Annotated in this window: 14 protein-coding genes; all 14 read left to right on the plus strand. The window is 41.3% G+C overall.

Features of this window, described 5'->3' with window-relative positions:
- The first annotated feature begins 93 nt into the window (after positions 1 to 93).
- Entirely contained in the window at positions 94 to 2391 is a 2298-nt protein-coding gene (locus HUX68_RS03040; RefSeq protein ID WP_174613354.1) for an FtsK/SpoIIIE family DNA translocase, read from the plus strand.
- Between the two features lie 384 nt (positions 2392 to 2775).
- A complete protein-coding gene (locus HUX68_RS03045) occupies positions 2776 to 3501 on the plus strand; it encodes a GntR family transcriptional regulator (RefSeq protein ID WP_174613356.1) in 726 nt (241 codons plus the stop codon).
- Positions 3502 to 3606: 105 nt separating this feature from the next.
- Positions 3607 to 4707: a BMP family lipoprotein gene (locus HUX68_RS03050; RefSeq protein ID WP_174613358.1), complete on the plus strand. Its 1101-nt coding sequence runs from the start codon at positions 3607 to 3609 to the stop codon at positions 4705 to 4707.
- Positions 4708 to 4887: 180 nt separating this feature from the next.
- Complete coding sequence (locus HUX68_RS03055) at positions 4888 to 6426, plus strand: ABC transporter ATP-binding protein (RefSeq protein WP_174613360.1); 1539 nt, start codon at positions 4888 to 4890, stop codon at positions 6424 to 6426.
- Positions 6413 to 7459, plus strand: a complete 1047-nt coding sequence (locus tag HUX68_RS03060; RefSeq protein ID WP_281355788.1) for an ABC transporter permease — start codon at positions 6413 to 6415, stop codon at positions 7457 to 7459. The genes HUX68_RS03055 and HUX68_RS03060 overlap by 14 nt, the downstream gene beginning before the upstream one ends.
- Positions 7460 to 8419 (plus strand): ABC transporter permease, encoded by a 960-nt coding sequence (locus HUX68_RS03065; protein ID WP_174613362.1) that lies wholly within the window; start codon positions 7460 to 7462, stop codon positions 8417 to 8419. It begins immediately after the preceding gene.
- Between the two features lie 112 nt (positions 8420 to 8531).
- Positions 8532 to 9815: an EF-P 5-aminopentanol modification-associated protein YfmF gene (gene yfmF, locus HUX68_RS03070; RefSeq protein WP_174613365.1), complete on the plus strand. Its 1284-nt coding sequence runs from the start codon at positions 8532 to 8534 to the stop codon at positions 9813 to 9815.
- Positions 9808 to 11091 carry an EF-P 5-aminopentanol modification-associated protein YfmH gene (gene yfmH, locus HUX68_RS03075; protein WP_174613367.1) on the plus strand — a complete coding sequence of 428 codons (1284 nt, stop codon included), beginning with the start codon at positions 9808 to 9810 and terminating at the stop codon, positions 11089 to 11091. Before yfmF ends, yfmH begins: the two co-directional genes overlap by 8 nt.
- Positions 11092 to 11100: 9 nt before the next feature.
- Positions 11101 to 11820 (plus strand): elongation factor P 5-aminopentanone reductase, encoded by a 720-nt coding sequence (ymfI, locus tag HUX68_RS03080; protein ID WP_174613368.1) that lies wholly within the window; start codon positions 11101 to 11103, stop codon positions 11818 to 11820.
- Between the two features lie 77 nt (positions 11821 to 11897).
- On the plus strand, positions 11898 to 12158 hold the full coding sequence (locus tag HUX68_RS03085) for a DUF3243 domain-containing protein (RefSeq protein ID WP_174613370.1): 261 nt from the start codon (positions 11898 to 11900) through the stop codon (positions 12156 to 12158).
- A 169-nt stretch (positions 12159 to 12327) separates the two neighbouring features.
- Positions 12328 to 13119, plus strand: coding sequence for a YmfK family protein (locus tag HUX68_RS03090; RefSeq protein WP_174613371.1), 792 nt, complete (start codon positions 12328 to 12330; stop codon positions 13117 to 13119).
- 147 nt (positions 13120 to 13266) lie between these two features.
- Positions 13267 to 14223 (plus strand): helix-turn-helix domain-containing protein, encoded by a 957-nt coding sequence (locus HUX68_RS03095; protein WP_174616327.1) that lies wholly within the window; start codon positions 13267 to 13269, stop codon positions 14221 to 14223.
- A gap of 276 nt (positions 14224 to 14499) precedes the next feature.
- Positions 14500 to 15078: a CDP-diacylglycerol--glycerol-3-phosphate 3-phosphatidyltransferase gene (gene pgsA / locus HUX68_RS03100; RefSeq protein ID WP_174613373.1), complete on the plus strand. Its 579-nt coding sequence runs from the start codon at positions 14500 to 14502 to the stop codon at positions 15076 to 15078.
- The gene (locus tag HUX68_RS03105; protein WP_174613374.1) at positions 15075 to 16328 is read left to right on the plus strand and encodes a competence/damage-inducible protein A; all 1254 of its coding nucleotides are present in this window, start codon (positions 15075 to 15077) and stop codon (positions 16326 to 16328) included. Before pgsA ends, HUX68_RS03105 begins: the two co-directional genes overlap by 4 nt.
- Positions 16329 to 16366: the final 38 nt, after the last annotated feature.

The raw sequence follows: 16366 nt of genomic DNA on the forward strand, positions 1-16366 counted from the left end.
GAATGAAAAAATTGTCAACCCTTGCCCTCGTTAAGGCAGGGGTTTCCTGTTCACTATTCAAGTAATGCATTGTCTGTGATTAGAGGTGAAGTTATGGCTAAAAAACGAAGGAAAAAGAAAAAACAATTGAAAAAACAGGTTAAATATGAACTGCTGGGCATATTATTTATTTTTCTCGCCATTTTTGGAAGTGGGGCAAGCGCCATCAGTGATGGAGCCATTCCCGGCAGTCTTGTTCATTTATTCCGGTTCTTTTTTGGAATCTGGTATTTTGTTGCCTCACTTTTTTTGTTGGTAACTGGAGTAATGTTAATGGTAAAACGGCGGTATCCCGATTTCACACATAAAAAAATGATCGGATTTTATATTATTTTTACCGGCGTTCTGCTGTTGACGCATATTCAAACGTATGAGCGAATTCTGTTATTCTCTGAAAATACGTCGATTATTAAGACGACATGGGATAATTTTTTCGCATATGTTGACGGGCAGGCTGATACTTTACAAACCGGCGGCGGTATGATTGGTGCGTTTTTATTTGCCTTCTGTTATTTTTTATTTTCATCAGTCGGTGCAAAAATAGTTTCTGTGTTTTCGATTCTGATTGGGTTTATCTTTATGACTGAGTTTTCATTTGGTGACTTTTTTTCAAAATGGACCAAAAGATTTAGTTCCATGATAAAAAGCTGGAAAGCAAAAAGAAGTGAATCACGTGCGATTAAACAACAGTCCAAAGCGGAGAAGGATTCTCAAGTAGCAGATGGACCTGATTTTGAACGTGATGAACCCCAGAATGAGCCCGTCATTCAGGATTTTAGTGATGTTGCCTATGCGGTAGATCCTAATGGACAAGTCGAGACACAAGCTGAAAATAAGACAGAGCCAACGGAAAATAATCCAGAAGAACACGTGCAGGAAGAAGGTCAGGAAAATCCGCTGCCAATGACAGAAACCGAAAACTATGAATATATCCTGCCATCGTCCAATTTATTGGCGGAACCTGCACAGAACTCACAGCAAAATGAAAAGTCCCATATACAGGCTACAGTCCGAAAGCTGGAACAGACGTTCAACAGTTTCGGGGTAAAGGCCAGAGTAACCAAAGTACATGTGGGTCCATCGGTTACCAAATATGAGGTTTATCCGGAAGCAGGTGTAAAAGTAAGCAAGATTGTTAATTTGCATGATGATCTGGCGCTTGCGTTAGCCGCCAAAGACTTGCGGATCGAAGCCCCGATACCAGGTAAATCAGCTGTAGGTATTGAAGTGCCAAACCAGGAAACAGCACTTGTCTCGTTACGTGAAGTGCTGGATGGAGTTAGAAATAAACAAGCTTCCAAACTGTTATTTGCTCTTGGAAGGGATATCTCAGGCGATGCTGTTGTTTCGGAATTAAGTAAAATGCCGCATCTACTGATCGCTGGTGCTACCGGGAGCGGGAAGAGTGTCTGTGTTAATGGAATCATTACGACCATTTTAATGCGTGCCAAACCACATGAAGTCAAAATGATGATGATTGATCCGAAAAAAGTGGAACTGAATGTCTACAATGGCATCCCGCATTTATTGGCCCCGGTTGTCACAGATCCGAAGAAGGCTTCGCGTGCATTGAAAAAAGTCGTTGCGGAGATGGAACGGAGATATGAATTATTTTCTGATTCAGGAACACGTAATATTGAAGCGTATAATGAGTACATCAAAAAGCATAATCAGGGTATGGAAGAGGAAGAGCAACAGCCTCATCTGCCTTATATCGTTGTTTTAGTGGACGAACTTGCTGACTTGATGATGGTTGCCTCCAATGAGGTGGAAGATGCGATTACCAGGCTTGCTCAAATGGCGCGTGCAGCAGGTATCCACTTGATTATTGCTACTCAACGGCCATCTGTTGATGTTATTACTGGTGTAATTAAAGCCAACATTCCGTCCAGAATTGCTTTCAGTGTGTCATCACAGACTGATTCACGTACCATTTTGGATTCTGGGGGAGCGGAAAAACTCCTTGGTCATGGTGATATGCTGTTTATGCCGGTAGGATCATCCAAACCGACCCGTGTTCAAGGTGCCTTTTTATCTGATGAAGAAGTGGAACGGGTAGTGGATCATTGTGTGGAGCAGCAGAAAGCATCCTATCAGGAAGAAATGATTCCGGAAGAAACGAGTGAAGTTACGTCTGAAGTTGACGATGAATTATATGATGATGCAGTCCAGATGATTATAGAAATGCAGAGTGCGAGCGTGTCCATGCTGCAGCGCAGATTCAGGATTGGCTATACACGGGCAGCCCGATTAATTGATGCAATGGAGGACAGAGGCATTGTTGGTCCGTATGAAGGCAGTAAACCGCGAACAGTCCTGGTTTCCCAGTCATCGGAAGAAAAACTGTCATAGTTTTAAATGGAGGACAGCCATGTCTGTATGATTGGACATGGCTGTCCGTTTGTTCAGGGATAGAAAAATATACGTTACTGGCATAGCTATCAGCGCACAGCAACCGGTTTTGGTTTGCAGCAATTTATAAACGGAAATATCTTTTGACCACTGACCGGAAAACCGACCTCATCCCTTTAATCAGAAGATTCAAAACCAATAGTCAACCAGGAGCTTTTACTCATATTTTGTAGAAAAAATCGACTTTTTCTCTATTTTTTTAATTAATTTTGCCTATAGCTGTTTATTTATTCCCCCAAAAGTGTTATATTTATGTCGACTATAAGAGTCGAACGTCAGAGGTCAGATCTCTTGTAAAAATAAAATATATGGAGAGGTATTTGTATGTCGATCAAACTGGATTCACGGCATTTATATCTTCAGGTTATCGATAAAATCAAAGAAGATATTGAGAAAGGTATATACAAGCCAAAACAAAAACTTCCCTCTGAATTTCAAATGTCCAAACTCATAGGTGTATCGCGTGCTACGTTACGGGAGGCATTGCGTATTCTGGAAGAAGAAAACGTTGTCACACGTCGTCATGGTGTTGGTACTTTTGTAAATCCGAAACCTGTTTTTTCTTCCGGAATTGAACAGCTGAACAGTGTCACATACATGATAGAACAATCGGGAAAAACACCAGGCTCCCAGTTTCTGTCCACGGAGTTTCAGGAGCCAACAGAAGATGAGCGGTTAAAATTCAACCCCAAACGGGTGGATAAGCTGGCTAAAATAGAAAGGGTTCGCACGGCTGATGATGTGCCAGTTGTTTTTTGCATTGATAAGGTGCCTGAGGGACTGGTTCCGCTGGATATGGTGCACCGCGAAGATTCACTCTTTAAACTGTTGGAATCATATTCAGGAAAACGGGTTTCCTATGCTGTCGCATACATAGAACCAATCGGGTATCACGACCGCATCTATGAAGCATTACACTGCAGCCCGGAACAATCATTGCTATTGTTAAAGCAAATGCATTATACAGATGAAGACGAGCCAGTATTATACTCCGCAAACTTTTTCCGATCGGATGTGTTCAGTTTTCACGTTTTAAGAAAACGTTTGTAAGGGATTTCAAAAAAATATGCATTTTTGGGAGGTGGTTTCAGGTAGAATAAATACTAGTTTCCTGTTCACTCATACTTCAATACTATTAAATAGGGGGTTCTTTGATTGAAAAATCGTAAATTTTTGTTGTTAGCAGTATTGCTTGGCCTCGGTATGGTTTTAGCTGCTTGTGGAGGCGGCGGAAACGCAAGTAGTGGAAGCGACGGAGATAGTTCCGGCAGCGGTAATGACTCATCTGACTTCAGTGCTGCAATGGTAACGGATGTTGGTGGTGTCGATGATAAATCATTTAACCAGTCAGCGTGGGAAGGTTTGCAGGCATGGGGCGAAGAGCATGGTTTCTCAAAAGGAAAGGGCTATGATTATGCACAATCCAACAGTAAGTCAGACTACTTGCCGAACCTTACGCGTTTAATTAAAAAAGACTATGACCTTGTTTTCGGTATTGGCTACAAATTGCATGATGCAATCAAGCAAGTTGCTGAGCAGTATCCGGACAAACATTTTGCTATCGTTGATGATGTTGTGGATGCACCGAATGTTGCGAGCATCACATTTAAAGAACATGAAGGATCATTTTTGGTAGGTGTTGCTGCCGCGAAGAAAACGAAGTCCAACAAAGTAGGATTCGTTGGCGGAGTTGATGGAGCATTAATTAATAAGTTTGAATCAGGTTTCATTGCAGGTGTTAAATCGGTTAATCCTGACATTGAAGTTGAAGTACAGTATGCAGAATCATTTGCAGCTGCCGATAAAGGGAAGTTGATTGCTACTCAAATGTACAACAGTGGCATTGATGTTATTTACCATGCATCCGGTGCAACTGGTAATGGTGTGTTCGCACAGGCTAAAGACATTAAGAAAAATAACCCTGAGAAAGATATTTGGGTAATCGGTGTTGATCGCGACCAGTATGAAGAAGGACAAATTGGTGAACACAATGTAACACTTACTTCAATGGTTAAACGTGTTGACGTTGCTGTACAAGACCTTGCAAATCAGACGATGAACGGTGAATTTCCTGGCGGTGAAAATGTTGTTTACGGTCTGGAAGATGGCGGTGTTAGTGCGGCACGGACCAATAAGGAAGCATTGACAGAAGATATTGTGAAGGCTATTGAGAAGTGGAAAGAGAAAATTGTCAGCGGCGAAGTGAAAGTTCCTTCTACACGTGAAGAAACTGATAAATTTGTTAAAAACCTTTAATACATGATTAGAAAGGCTGGTAATATCCAGCCTTTTTAACCTTCATATGCATGACAATGTTTGCCCGGTGAGCGAAATAAAAAACAGTCAATTCAAAATCTTCAAATGAAAAGATTCCGGCCCTTTTCATTTGATGATTTTTATGTGGAAACATAAAGGCTTATAAAAGGAGTGAACAACGTGGATTATGTGATAGAAATGCTTAATATTCGAAAAGAGTTTCCTGGAATTGTTGCCAATGATGATATTACGATTCAGTTGAAAAAACAGGAAATTCATGCCTTGCTTGGGGAAAACGGGGCAGGGAAATCAACATTGATGAACGTACTGTTCGGTCTCTACCAGCCGGAAAAAGGGGAAATCAGGGTAAGTGGCAAAAAGGTTAACATTACGGATCCTAATGTTGCCAATGATCTTGGAATTGGAATGGTGCACCAGCATTTTATGCTTGTGGATACGTATACCGTAACCCAAAATATTATTCTGGGAAGTGAACCTACCAATGCCGGAAAGATAGATTTCAAGAAAGCTGAAAGGGAGGTTCAGGAACTTTCAGACCGCTATGGACTCAATGTTGATGCCAGGGCGAAGATACGGGACATTTCGGTTGGTATGCAGCAGCGGGTAGAGATTTTAAAAACACTCTATCGTGGGGCGGAAGTTCTTATCTTTGATGAGCCTACTGCTGTACTCACGCCTAATGAAATCAAAGAACTGATTGAAATTATGCATTCACTGATCAGAGAAGGTAAATCGATCATTCTAATCACTCATAAATTAAAAGAAATTATGGAGGTTTGTGACCGTTGTACCGTAATCCGTAAAGGGAAAGGTATTAAAACTGTTGATGTGGAAAAAACAAATGTCACGGAACTTGCATCGTTGATGGTTGGCAGGGAAATCAGTTTTAAAACCGAAAAGACTGAGGCAAAACCGAAAGAAAATGTGTTGTCCATTGACAATTTAAATGTTGAAGATTCCCGGAAAGTAAGAATTGTAAAAGATCTTACCCTTAATGTTCGGGCCGGGGAAATTGTCGGAATTGCCGGTGTTGACGGTAATGGTCAAACAGAGCTTGTTGAAGCGATAACCGGCTTGCGGAAGGCGCAAAAAGGAACTATCAAGATTAATAATAAAAATATTACCAATTTTAAACCAAGAAAAGTCACGGAAAGCGGTATAGGGCATATACCGCAGGACAGGCAAAAATATGGATTGGTACTGGATTTTCCTATTGGGGAAAATATGGTATTGCAGACGTACTATAAAAAACCATATTCCAAAAATAAAATTTTGAATTATAAAGAGATTTATAAGAAAGCAAAGGAATTAATTGACGAATATGATGTCAGGACCCCTAGTGAATATACCAAGGCAAGAGCATTGTCAGGCGGGAATCAGCAAAAAGCAATTATCGCACGTGAGGTAGACCGTTCACCTAACTTACTTATTGCTGCTCAGCCTACACGGGGACTTGATGTTGGTGCAATAGAATTTATCCATAAAAAATTGATTGAAGAACGCGATAAAGGAAAAGCCGTTTTGCTCGTTTCATTTGAACTGGATGAAATATTGGATGTCAGTGACAGGATTGCAGTTATGTTTGATGGCCATATTGTTGCTGATGTTAAGCCGGAAGAAACAACAGAACAGGAACTCGGCCTGCTGATGGCGGGAAGTACGAAAGATGAGGCAGGTGAAACTGATGATATCGAATAGACTATTTAATATATTGATTCCCGTGATTTCGGTGCTGCTTGGATTGATGGCCGGTGCGATTATTATGCTTATGTTTGGTTATAATCCAATCCAGGGTTACAGTGCACTTTGGTATGGTGCATTCGGCGATTTATATTTTATGGGAGAGACAGTCAGACAGATCACGCCTTATATTTTAACAGGACTTGCTGTGGCATTTGCTTTCCGTTCCGGTTTGTTTAACATCGGGGCAGAGGGTCAGGTTATTGTCGGCTGGCTTGCATCTGTTTGGATTGGTTTAGCAATTGACGCACCGATGTACATTCATCTGCCACTGGCTTTATTGGCCGCTGCAGCCGCAGGTGCATTGTGGGGATTTATTCCCGGAATCCTTAAAGCAAAGCTAGGGGTTCATGAAGTTATTGTAACGATTATGCTGAACTACATTGCACTGTATGTATCAAATGAAATAATCCGCAGTGTATTAACCGACAGCCTTGATTCGACAGAAGAAATAGCTCCTACTGCATCGCTCGCTTCTGAATGGCTGCAGCAGGTAACTTATTTTTCACGGATGCACTATGGTATTTTAATTGCCTTGTTCGCAGCAGCTATTATGTGGTTTATTATTCAGCGCACTTCCACAGGTTATGAATTGAAATCAGTCGGATTTAATGAACATGCCTCCAAATATGCCGGCATGAATGTAAGCAAAAATATCGTACTTTCCATGGTAATCTCCGGTGCATTTGCGGGTCTTGCCGGTGCGATGGAGGGGCTTGGTACGTACGGCTCCATATCGGTCATGTCCGGATTCACCAATCTTGGGTTTGATGGTATCGCCGTAGCATTATTAGGTGCCAATACTGCGATCGGTGTTGTGTTTGCAGCGATTTTATTTGGAATTCTGAAGGTTGGTGCGGTAAACATGCCGACAGGTTCCGGTGTTCCAACAGAACTGGTTGATATTATTATCGCTTTGATTATCTTCTTTGTAGCATCGAGCTATATTATCAGATGGGTTATTCTTCGTTTTAAAAAGGAGGGGAAATAAATGGGATTTGTAGATCTGTTGCAGTCGATTATTCCTACGGCACTGTTCTTTTCTGCCCCCCTTATATTCACAGCTTTAGGCGGCGTATTCAGTGAGCGTTCAGGTGTTGTCAATATCGGTCTGGAAGGTTTAATGGTCATGGGTGCGTTTGTCGGAATCGTGTTTAATCTGACATTTGCTGATGTACTGGGCGCATGGACCCCGTGGGTTTCCATACTGGTTGCGATGGTGGTTTCAGCAATTTTCTCCATCATTCATGCAGTAGCATCAGTATCGTTTCGTGCTGATCAGGTTGTCAGTGGTGTAGCCATTAACTTTCTTGCGCTTGGCCTTGGTGTTTTCCTGACAAAACAATGGTATGGAAAAGGGCAGACGGATATGGTTGAACAGCCTTTTTATACGAATGATATTCCAATCCTGAAAGAAATCCCGGTAATCGGACCGGTGTTTTTCCAGAACATTTATCTGACGTCATATATCGCTATCATATTAGCGTTCATTGCCTGGTATGTACTTTACAAAACACCGTTCGGACTACGACTGCGTGCAGTTGGGGAACACCCGATGGCAGCTGATACCAATGGAATCGGTGTATACAAAATGCGGTATATAGCTGTTATTTTGTCTGGTGCACTTGGCGGACTTGGTGGCTCTGTATTTGCATTAACCATTGCGTTGAACTTTTCACATGCTACCATCGTAGGACAAGGCTTTATGTCATTGGCAGCAGTTATTTTCGGTAAATGGCATCCGCTTGGTGCGATGGGAGCGGCATTATTCTTTGGGTTTGCGCAAAGTTTAAGTGTCATCAGTGCCGGTATTCCGTTATTGGAAGATGTGCCGCAAATATTCCTGCTTATTGCACCATATGTATTGACGATTCTCGCCTTGGCCGGATTTATCGGTCGTGCTGAAGCACCAAAGGCAAATGGCGTTCCATATATTAAGGGAAGCAGATAATCTTGATAAAACCTGTCTTGCTGTTATGATTAACGGTGAGTCAGGTTTTTTGCTATTAAATATCTTTCTTTTGTATAAACTAATTATAATACATAGAACAGGAGGAAAACGGATGAAAAATGAACATGAAGTTACAGAAAATGGAATTCGCTATCATTTGGTGCCGAGTAAAAAACATAAAACAATATCTGTTGTGGTGAAATTAATGGCGCCATTATCACGGGAAAATATTACGAAACGTGCGCTGATTCCGCATGTAGTGCAGCAGGGCACAGCAGGATATCCGGATAGAAGTTCCCTTCAACGTAAACTGGATGATTTGTATGGAGCTGTTTTATCCCTTGATGGCGCGAAAAAAGGAAATTATCATATTATCAGCATCAGACTGGAAATAGCCAATCAGAAGTTCATATCCAATGAGGGTTCTATTCTTGATGAAGCACTCGCGCTACTGAATGAAGTGATTTTCAATCCGAAAACTTCGGGTGATTCATTTGATTCGTCGATTACAACCAGGCAAAAGGAGATCCTCAAACAAAAGATCCATGCGCTGATGGATGATAAAATGAGTTATGCCAATATGCGTCTTATTGATGAAATGTGTGAATCGGAAGTGTATCACCTTCATGTCCAGGGATATGAGGAGGACCTCGGGGAAATTACCCCATTTAATTTATATGATTATTACCGGAAATTGCTTGAAGAAGATCAGATGGATATATATGTAGGCGGTGATTTTAATTCGAGTGACATGGCGTCCAAATTGAAGCATTATTTTAATCGGAGCAAACCGACTAATAACGTTAACACTAAAACGGAATCAGCTAAAACAATCGAGAAACCGAGAACAGTAATGGAAGAACAGAATCTCCAACAGGCAAAGCTGCATTTGGGATATCGAACGCATTGTGCTTTTCAGGATAAAGGGTATGCCGCACTGCAGGTGTTTAATGGTCTGTTTGGCGGTTTCCCAAGCTCAAAATTATTTCTGAATGTCAGGGAGAAGAATAGTCTTGCTTATTACGCAGCTTCCCGAATTGAAAGTCATAAAGGTTTAATGCTCGTGTTCAGCGGGATTGCACCGGATGATTATGAACAAGCGAGAGAAATCATCGAGGAACAGATGAAAGCCATGAAAAAAGGTGATTTCGATGAGGAAAACATTGCTGATACCAAGGAATTGATTGTAAACCAGCTGCGTGAGACGATGGATCATCCACAGGGGCTGATTGAACTGATGTATCAGAATGCTGTGGCAGGGACATCAAGTACGCCAGAGGAACTGATTGAAAATATTCATTCAGTTACCAAACAGGAGATTGTCGATGCTGCAAATAAAATCGAACTGGATACTGTATATCTGTTAACAAGCAAAGGAGGTAAAGCAAATGAATAAAGCAGTGTATGACCGTATTGATGAAGTTGTCTATTCAAAGCAACTCACAAATGGATTAACAGTCATTTTATTGCCAAAACCTGAAATGGCCAAAACTTATGCGATATTTTCAACCGATTACGGCTCCATTGATCAAACATTTACACCGATTGGGAAATCTGAAAGAATTACCGTACCAAAAGGAATTGCACATTTTTTGGAACATAAGTTATTTGAAAAAGAGGATCGGGATGTATTTGCCGACTTTGGAAAACAAGGAGCTTCGGCAAATGCGTATACATCATTCACCAAAACAGCTTATTTATTTGCTGCCACTAACCATATTGAGAAAAACATGCACACCTTGCTGGATTTTGTTCAAGCACCATATTTCTCGGAACAATCGGTTGAGAAGGAAAAAGGAATCATTGCACAGGAGATTGAAATGTACAATGATCAGCCGGATTGGCAATCATTTATGGGGACGATAAAGAGTCTATTCCATAATCACCCGGTTAAAATCGACATCGCTGGTACCGTTGATTCAATTCAATCGATTACAAAGGATGATCTATACACGTGCTACCACACATTTTATCATCCGCAGAATATGACGTTATGCGTCGCAGGTAATTTTAATGAGCAGGATATGATGGAGCTGATTGAGCAAAATCAGCAGGCAAAGGAATTTGCAAACATAGAACCGATTGACCGGGAATATCCTAACGAGCCGGCAACGGTAGCCATGAATGAAAATACCCTAACGATGCCGATCTCTGTACCTAGGTGTACGATTGGAATAAAGGAATCAGCGGCAGCGTTGAGCGGTCAGGAATTTTTGGAAAAAGATCTCCTGCAAAGTATGATACTTGACTTTTATTTTTCCAAAGGCGGTCCGATCTACCAGCAGCTGTTTGACGAGGAATTGATTGATGACAGTTTTTATTTTGAAACGAACCTGGAAAAGGATTTTGGTTATACCCTTATAGGCGGAAACACGAATCAGCCGGATGTGTTTTCCAAGCGGGTTAAGGATCTGCTCAAATCCACGAACAGCGCAGTGTTTACGAGCGATGAAATTGATCGCATGAAGAAAAAGAAAATCGGGCAGTTGTTACGGTCGATGAACTCCATGGAATTTACCGCCAACAAATATATTCACTATCAGAATGTCGGCATTGATTTTTTTGAACTGATTCCGTTTATTCAGGAATTAAATGTGGATCACTTTAACAAATTTGTGAAACAATGGATCAGGGATGATCGCCTGGCGGTCTGCAAAATTATAGGTGAGTAGGGATTGTATATGGGGAAGAATATACTGTTAATTGGCAGCAGCGGTGATATTGGTTCAGCGATTGCCAGAAATCTTGCGTCTGAGGGATACCAGCTTTTGCTGCACTATAATCAGAATAAGAAAGTACTTGAAAAAGTCAAACAGGAAATTCCTGATGAAGCGGTTCTTTCAGAAATACAGGCTGATTTACGGGATGAGCAGGGTGTTGAAAAATTGCTCGGTCAGCTTGTTTATACGGTCGATGCGGTCATTTTTGCAAGTGGAAAAGCATCAATCGGGTTATTCCAGGATGCAACGGAAAGCATAATGGATGAAATGATTGCATTGCATGTCAAGGCACCATGGAAGATTTGCAATAGAATACTCCCGGAAATGATTCAGAAAAAAAACGGGAAAATCATTCTCATCACATCCATTTGGGGAGATGCAGGTGCAAGTAATGAAGTAATTTATTCGTCCGTAAAAGGGGCACAGAACAGTTTTGTGAAAGCTTTAGCTAAAGAGGTGGCGCTATCTGGAATTGCCGTGAATGCAGTGAGCCCCGGTTTTATTAATACGAAGATGAATCAGCAGCTCCTTCCCGAAGAGAAAGAGCTGATCACCAAGGAAATTCCGGCGAATCGTGCCGGGACACCGGAAGAAGTTGCAAATGCAGTCAGTTTTCTGATAAGTGATAAATCAGGTTATATACATGGGGAAATTTTAAATATCAATGGCGGATGGGCGTAAAAATATACGGACAATGCATAAAACTGTCGCTGTATTCAAATACTATGCATGTAAAAAAATGAAGGAGGCAGATTTGTATGTCCGTTCTTGACAATTTTGATACATGGAAGGAATTTTTGGCCAATCGAATTGAACACGCGCAATCTGAAGGCATGAGTCAGCAGACAGTATCGAATATGGCTTATGAGGTCGGAGATTATTTGGCTAAAAGTACCGAAGCGAAAAACAGTGAAGAGGCTGTATTAAGAGAACTTTGGAATGCAGCATCTAAAGAAGAGCGGCAATCCATGGCAAGTGCGATGGTTAAGCTCGTTCAAAATCAGGGAAATACAAATTAATGATGTCACTTGAAAGAGAAGCTGTTCAAATCAAGCAGCTTCTCTATTTTTGTTTGTTTTGGAATAATCTTCTTTTCACTGAACGTAAAATCATTTATTATTATTGTATGGATATATTGCAATCATTCATTTGTTTCGATAAATTCAGCTTAAGAATGAGGGGATTATAATGGAAAAGACAGAATGGTACCTTGAATATGAGATTCAATATAACCGTCCTGGGCTATTAGGGGATATTTCCTCTCTGCTGGGAATGCTTTCGATTAATATTATCAGTATTAATGGTGTGGAAAATTCCAGAAGAGGAATGCTCCTGCTTTCGAGAGAAGATGAGCAGATCACCCGTTTAAAATCAATTCTTGAGACAATGGATACGTTAATTGTAAAAAAGTTACGGAAACCAAAACTTCGTGATAAACTAGCAGTAAGACATGGCCGTTATATTCATAGTGATGCCGATGACCGGAAAACATTTCGTTTTGTTCGAAGCGAACTGGGTGTATTGGTCGATTTTATGGCTGAGCTATATAAAAAAGAAGGCCACAAACTAATAGGTATTCGAGGAATGCCACGGGTGGGGAAAACCGAATCAGTTGTTGCAGCAAGTGTCTGTGCTAACAAGCGCTGGCTGTTTGTATCCAGTACACTGTTGAAACAGACTGTCCGCAGTCAATTAATTCAGGATGAATACAGCAGTGACACTTTGTATATTATTGACGGTATCGTCTCCACACGCCGGGCGAATGAAAAACATTGGCAGCTGATCAGGGAAATAATGCAGCTTCCTGCCGTAAAAGTAGTTGAGCATCCTGATATGTTTGTGCAGACTACCGAATATGAATTGAATGATTTTGACTATATTATTGAATTGCGCAGTACAGTTGATGAAGAAATTACATATGAACCGGTTGAACAAAACCAATTCGGACAAGAAGATGGTTTTTCGATGTTTGATTTTTAGCAACTAGTATATTAAACATTACGGATGAGTTTCAGGGCTTACGCCATTAAGTATGGGGTGAATAAGGGTATATAAAAGAGTAACGATGTTTTTATGATAACCCCTTTAACGAGAAGCCAAGTTTTCTAAAAATGGATGGTGTTGGTGATGGAGATAGGAGAAAGATTAAGAGAGGCAAGGGAGGCTAAAGGACTGTCCCTTGAAAGCGTACAGGAATCGACCAAGATACAGAAACGATACTTGGAAGCGATTGAGCAGGGGAATTTTCATATTCTGCCGGGTAAATTTTATGCCAGGGCATTCATTAAGGAATATGCCACTGCTGTTGGTATTGATGCAAAGGAATTATTGGAGGAGTATAAAGAGGAAATTCCAAAAACGGAAGATGACAGCACAGCTCAATATACTCAAATCAGAAGTTCCAGAAAAGATAATAATCCCACTAAAGGGACGCCTGTCATTTTTTCAATGCTGCCGACAATAATTGTAATTCTGTTGATTGTCGGGATTTTGTTTGCCGCATGGTTTTTTATTACTAAAGATAGTTCCGGTGAAAAAGCTGAGCCTGTAGAGGAACAGGATTCAAATCAAGTTGTTCGTAATGATCAGGAAGATCAGGACAGTGTTCAGTTGGACGATGATAAAAACACCAATGATGATTCAAAGGAAGAATCAAAATCGGGATCTGCAGATAAACAGACAAAATCAAATGAATCAAATGCGGACCAGCAAAAGAAGCAGGATGAAAACAAACCAGGGTTTGAAGTAATTGAAAAGGGGACCGGGGCAAGTCCGGAATCGACACTTTCGATGACAAACGCTGGGGATAAGGTAATTTTGACGCTTAAACCAACCGGTGATTCCTGGGTGGAACTTAAGAATGGTGATGGAAAAATTCTCTATTCGGGTTTATTAACCACTGAAGACGATGTCAAAGAGTTTAATGTCTCTGATTCTGAAAAGATTCATTTGAACATTGGCAGTGCACGGTCGTTAACGGTGAAGATAAATGATGTAAAGGTCGAATATCCGCTGAATCCTGAAGAGAAGGTACACCAGTATTTGTGGATTATGCTAAACGGAAAAAATTCGGCAGGTGAATGATTGGCAATGACTTTTGAAATGAGGTTGGGACAAAAGTGTTTTATCAAAAGAAAATACGAATTAACTTAATTGAGGAATTTAGCCGCTCCGGAAATATACTTCGCTTTCCGCGGGCGGCTGTTGAGCCTCTTCGTGCTACGCACTCAGAGTCTCACCTAGGCCTTTCCTCCCGCAGGAGTCTACGCATATTTCCTCCGCTAAAATAGAGTATCGTTCGTCTTTTCTTATACGCATATTTGTTTGTCCCAGCCCCTGTATACCGTAGGAGGAAGAAGAATGAATATACCTAACAGATTAACCATTTCACGTATTTGTCTGATTCCCATTTTTATTATTTTATTAAGTGTTCCGTTTGATTGGGGAGAATGGGATATCGGCGAGGCTAGCCTGCCTGTTTCACATTTTGCGGCGGCTATCTTGTTTATCATTGCTTCAACAACAGATTGGGTTGACGGGTATTATGCCAGAAAATATAACCTTGTCACCAATTTGGGCAAGTTCCTGGATCCGCTCGCAGATAAACTGCTTGTTTCAGCAGCACTGATTTTGCTTGTTGAACTTGGTTTTGCCCCTGCATGGGTCGTCATCATTATTATCAGCAGAGAGTTTGCTGTTACCGGCCTGCGCCTTGTGGCAGCAGGTGGAGGCATTGTCCTTGCGGCGAGTAAGATGGGCAAATTGAAAACTGCAACACAGATGATTGCAATTGCAGCATTGCTGCTTCATAACTTTCCTTTTTCATATCTTGGTCTGCCGATTGCAAGTATTATGTTGTATATCGCGGTGTTTTTTACAATATTGTCCGGTTATGAATATTTCAGTAAAAACCGGCACGTTATGAGGGATTCCAAATGACACAAATTAAAACCGAAATTATTGGGGTTGGAACAGAACTGTTGCTTGGTCAGATTGCCAATACAAATGCCCAGTGGATTTCAGAACAAATGGCTGAGAATGGATTCAATGTTTTTCATCATGCGGTTGTTGGAGATAATCTCCAGCGGGTTATGGCACAGTTTGAACAATCTGGTAAAAGGTCCGATGTTATAATCGTTACCGGTGGATTGGGCCCAACTGAAGATGATATGACCAGAGAAGCATTTCAAAAAATTAGTAATCTGGAAATGGTGGAAAATGGTCCGTCCATGGATAAAATTGAAGCATTTTTTAAGAAACGCAACTCGGTTATGACGGAAAATAATCGAAGACAGGCCCGCTTGTTTAAAGGTGCGGAAGTCATCGACAATCATGTTGGGATGGCACCGGGAATGGTCGTCCGGCATCAAAATAACATTTGGATTTTCCTTCCTGGTGTACCAAGGGAAATGAAAGCAATGATCACGAATACAGTGCTGCCTTATTTAAAACAACATACTGGTGAGCATACGGTGATAAAATCGACCATGCTCCGATTTACCGGTATTGGCGAGTCACGGCTTGAAGCCGAGTTAAAGGACATTATCCACAGTCAAAGCAATCCGACTGTTGCTCCTTTGGCCCAAAATGAGGGAGTGGCGATCAGGGTTACCGCCAAAGCATCCAGTGCAAAGGAAGCTTTGAATTTAATAGAAAATACGAAGCAGCAAATTTTGTCTAAAGTTGGGGCACATTTTTACGGAAGTGATGAGCAGACATTGCCAGAGAAGGTTTCCGGGCTCTTAAAAGATCAGGGCTTGTTTATCGGTGCTGCTGAAAGTCTGACTGGCGGCATGTTTATGGATAGACTGATCTCACTCAGGGGTGCCTCCGCGGTATGTCGAGGCGGTATTGTCTGCTACGATGTCAAGGTGAAAGAAAATGTACTTGGTGTGTCACCTGAGACGATTCAGCAATATGGCACGATCAGTGAACAGTGTGCAGCAGAAATGGCCGAAAATATTTGTTCGGTTTTAGATGCTGATGTTGGTATCAGCTTTACCGGTGCTGCCGGACCGGAAACCGAGGAAGGTAACCCGCCCGGGACTGTGTTTATCGGTATTCACCAAGTAGGTAAAGATACGGTTGTAAGGAAATGCATTTTTCAGGGTGACCGGAATACTATTCGTGAAAGGTCCGTTATAAAAGGTTTTGAACTTGTCATGAATTTATTGGAAAAAGAATATTAACAGGCTGTTTTAGCAGGAATTGGCATTTTATCATGAAC

It is taken from the genome of Virgibacillus ihumii, from assembly GCF_902726655.1.
In the GTDB taxonomy this organism is placed as follows: domain Bacteria; phylum Bacillota; class Bacilli; order Bacillales; family Amphibacillaceae; genus Lentibacillus; species Lentibacillus ihumii.

Coding starts and splice junctions, on each gene's coding strand:
- HUX68_RS03040 (WP_174613354.1), top strand. CDS start 94: ATGGCTAAAAAACGAAGGAAAAAGAAAAAACAATTGAAAAAACAGGTT.
- HUX68_RS03045 (WP_174613356.1), top strand. CDS start 2,776: ATGTCGATCAAACTGGATTCACGGCATTTATATCTTCAGGTTATCGAT.
- HUX68_RS03060 (WP_281355788.1), top strand. CDS start 6,413: ATGATATCGAATAGACTATTTAATATATTGATTCCCGTGATTTCGGTG.
- HUX68_RS03065 (WP_174613362.1), top strand. CDS start 7,460: ATGGGATTTGTAGATCTGTTGCAGTCGATTATTCCTACGGCACTGTTC.
- yfmF (WP_174613365.1), top strand. CDS start 8,532: ATGAAAAATGAACATGAAGTTACAGAAAATGGAATTCGCTATCATTTG.
- yfmH (WP_174613367.1), top strand. CDS start 9,808: ATGAATAAAGCAGTGTATGACCGTATTGATGAAGTTGTCTATTCAAAG.
- ymfI (WP_174613368.1), top strand. CDS start 11,101: ATGGGGAAGAATATACTGTTAATTGGCAGCAGCGGTGATATTGGTTCA.
- HUX68_RS03085 (WP_174613370.1), top strand. CDS start 11,898: ATGTCCGTTCTTGACAATTTTGATACATGGAAGGAATTTTTGGCCAAT.
- HUX68_RS03090 (WP_174613371.1), top strand. CDS start 12,328: ATGGAAAAGACAGAATGGTACCTTGAATATGAGATTCAATATAACCGT.
- HUX68_RS03095 (WP_174616327.1), top strand. CDS start 13,267: ATGGAGATAGGAGAAAGATTAAGAGAGGCAAGGGAGGCTAAAGGACTG.
- pgsA (WP_174613373.1), top strand. CDS start 14,500: ATGAATATACCTAACAGATTAACCATTTCACGTATTTGTCTGATTCCC.
- HUX68_RS03105 (WP_174613374.1), top strand. CDS start 15,075: ATGACACAAATTAAAACCGAAATTATTGGGGTTGGAACAGAACTGTTG.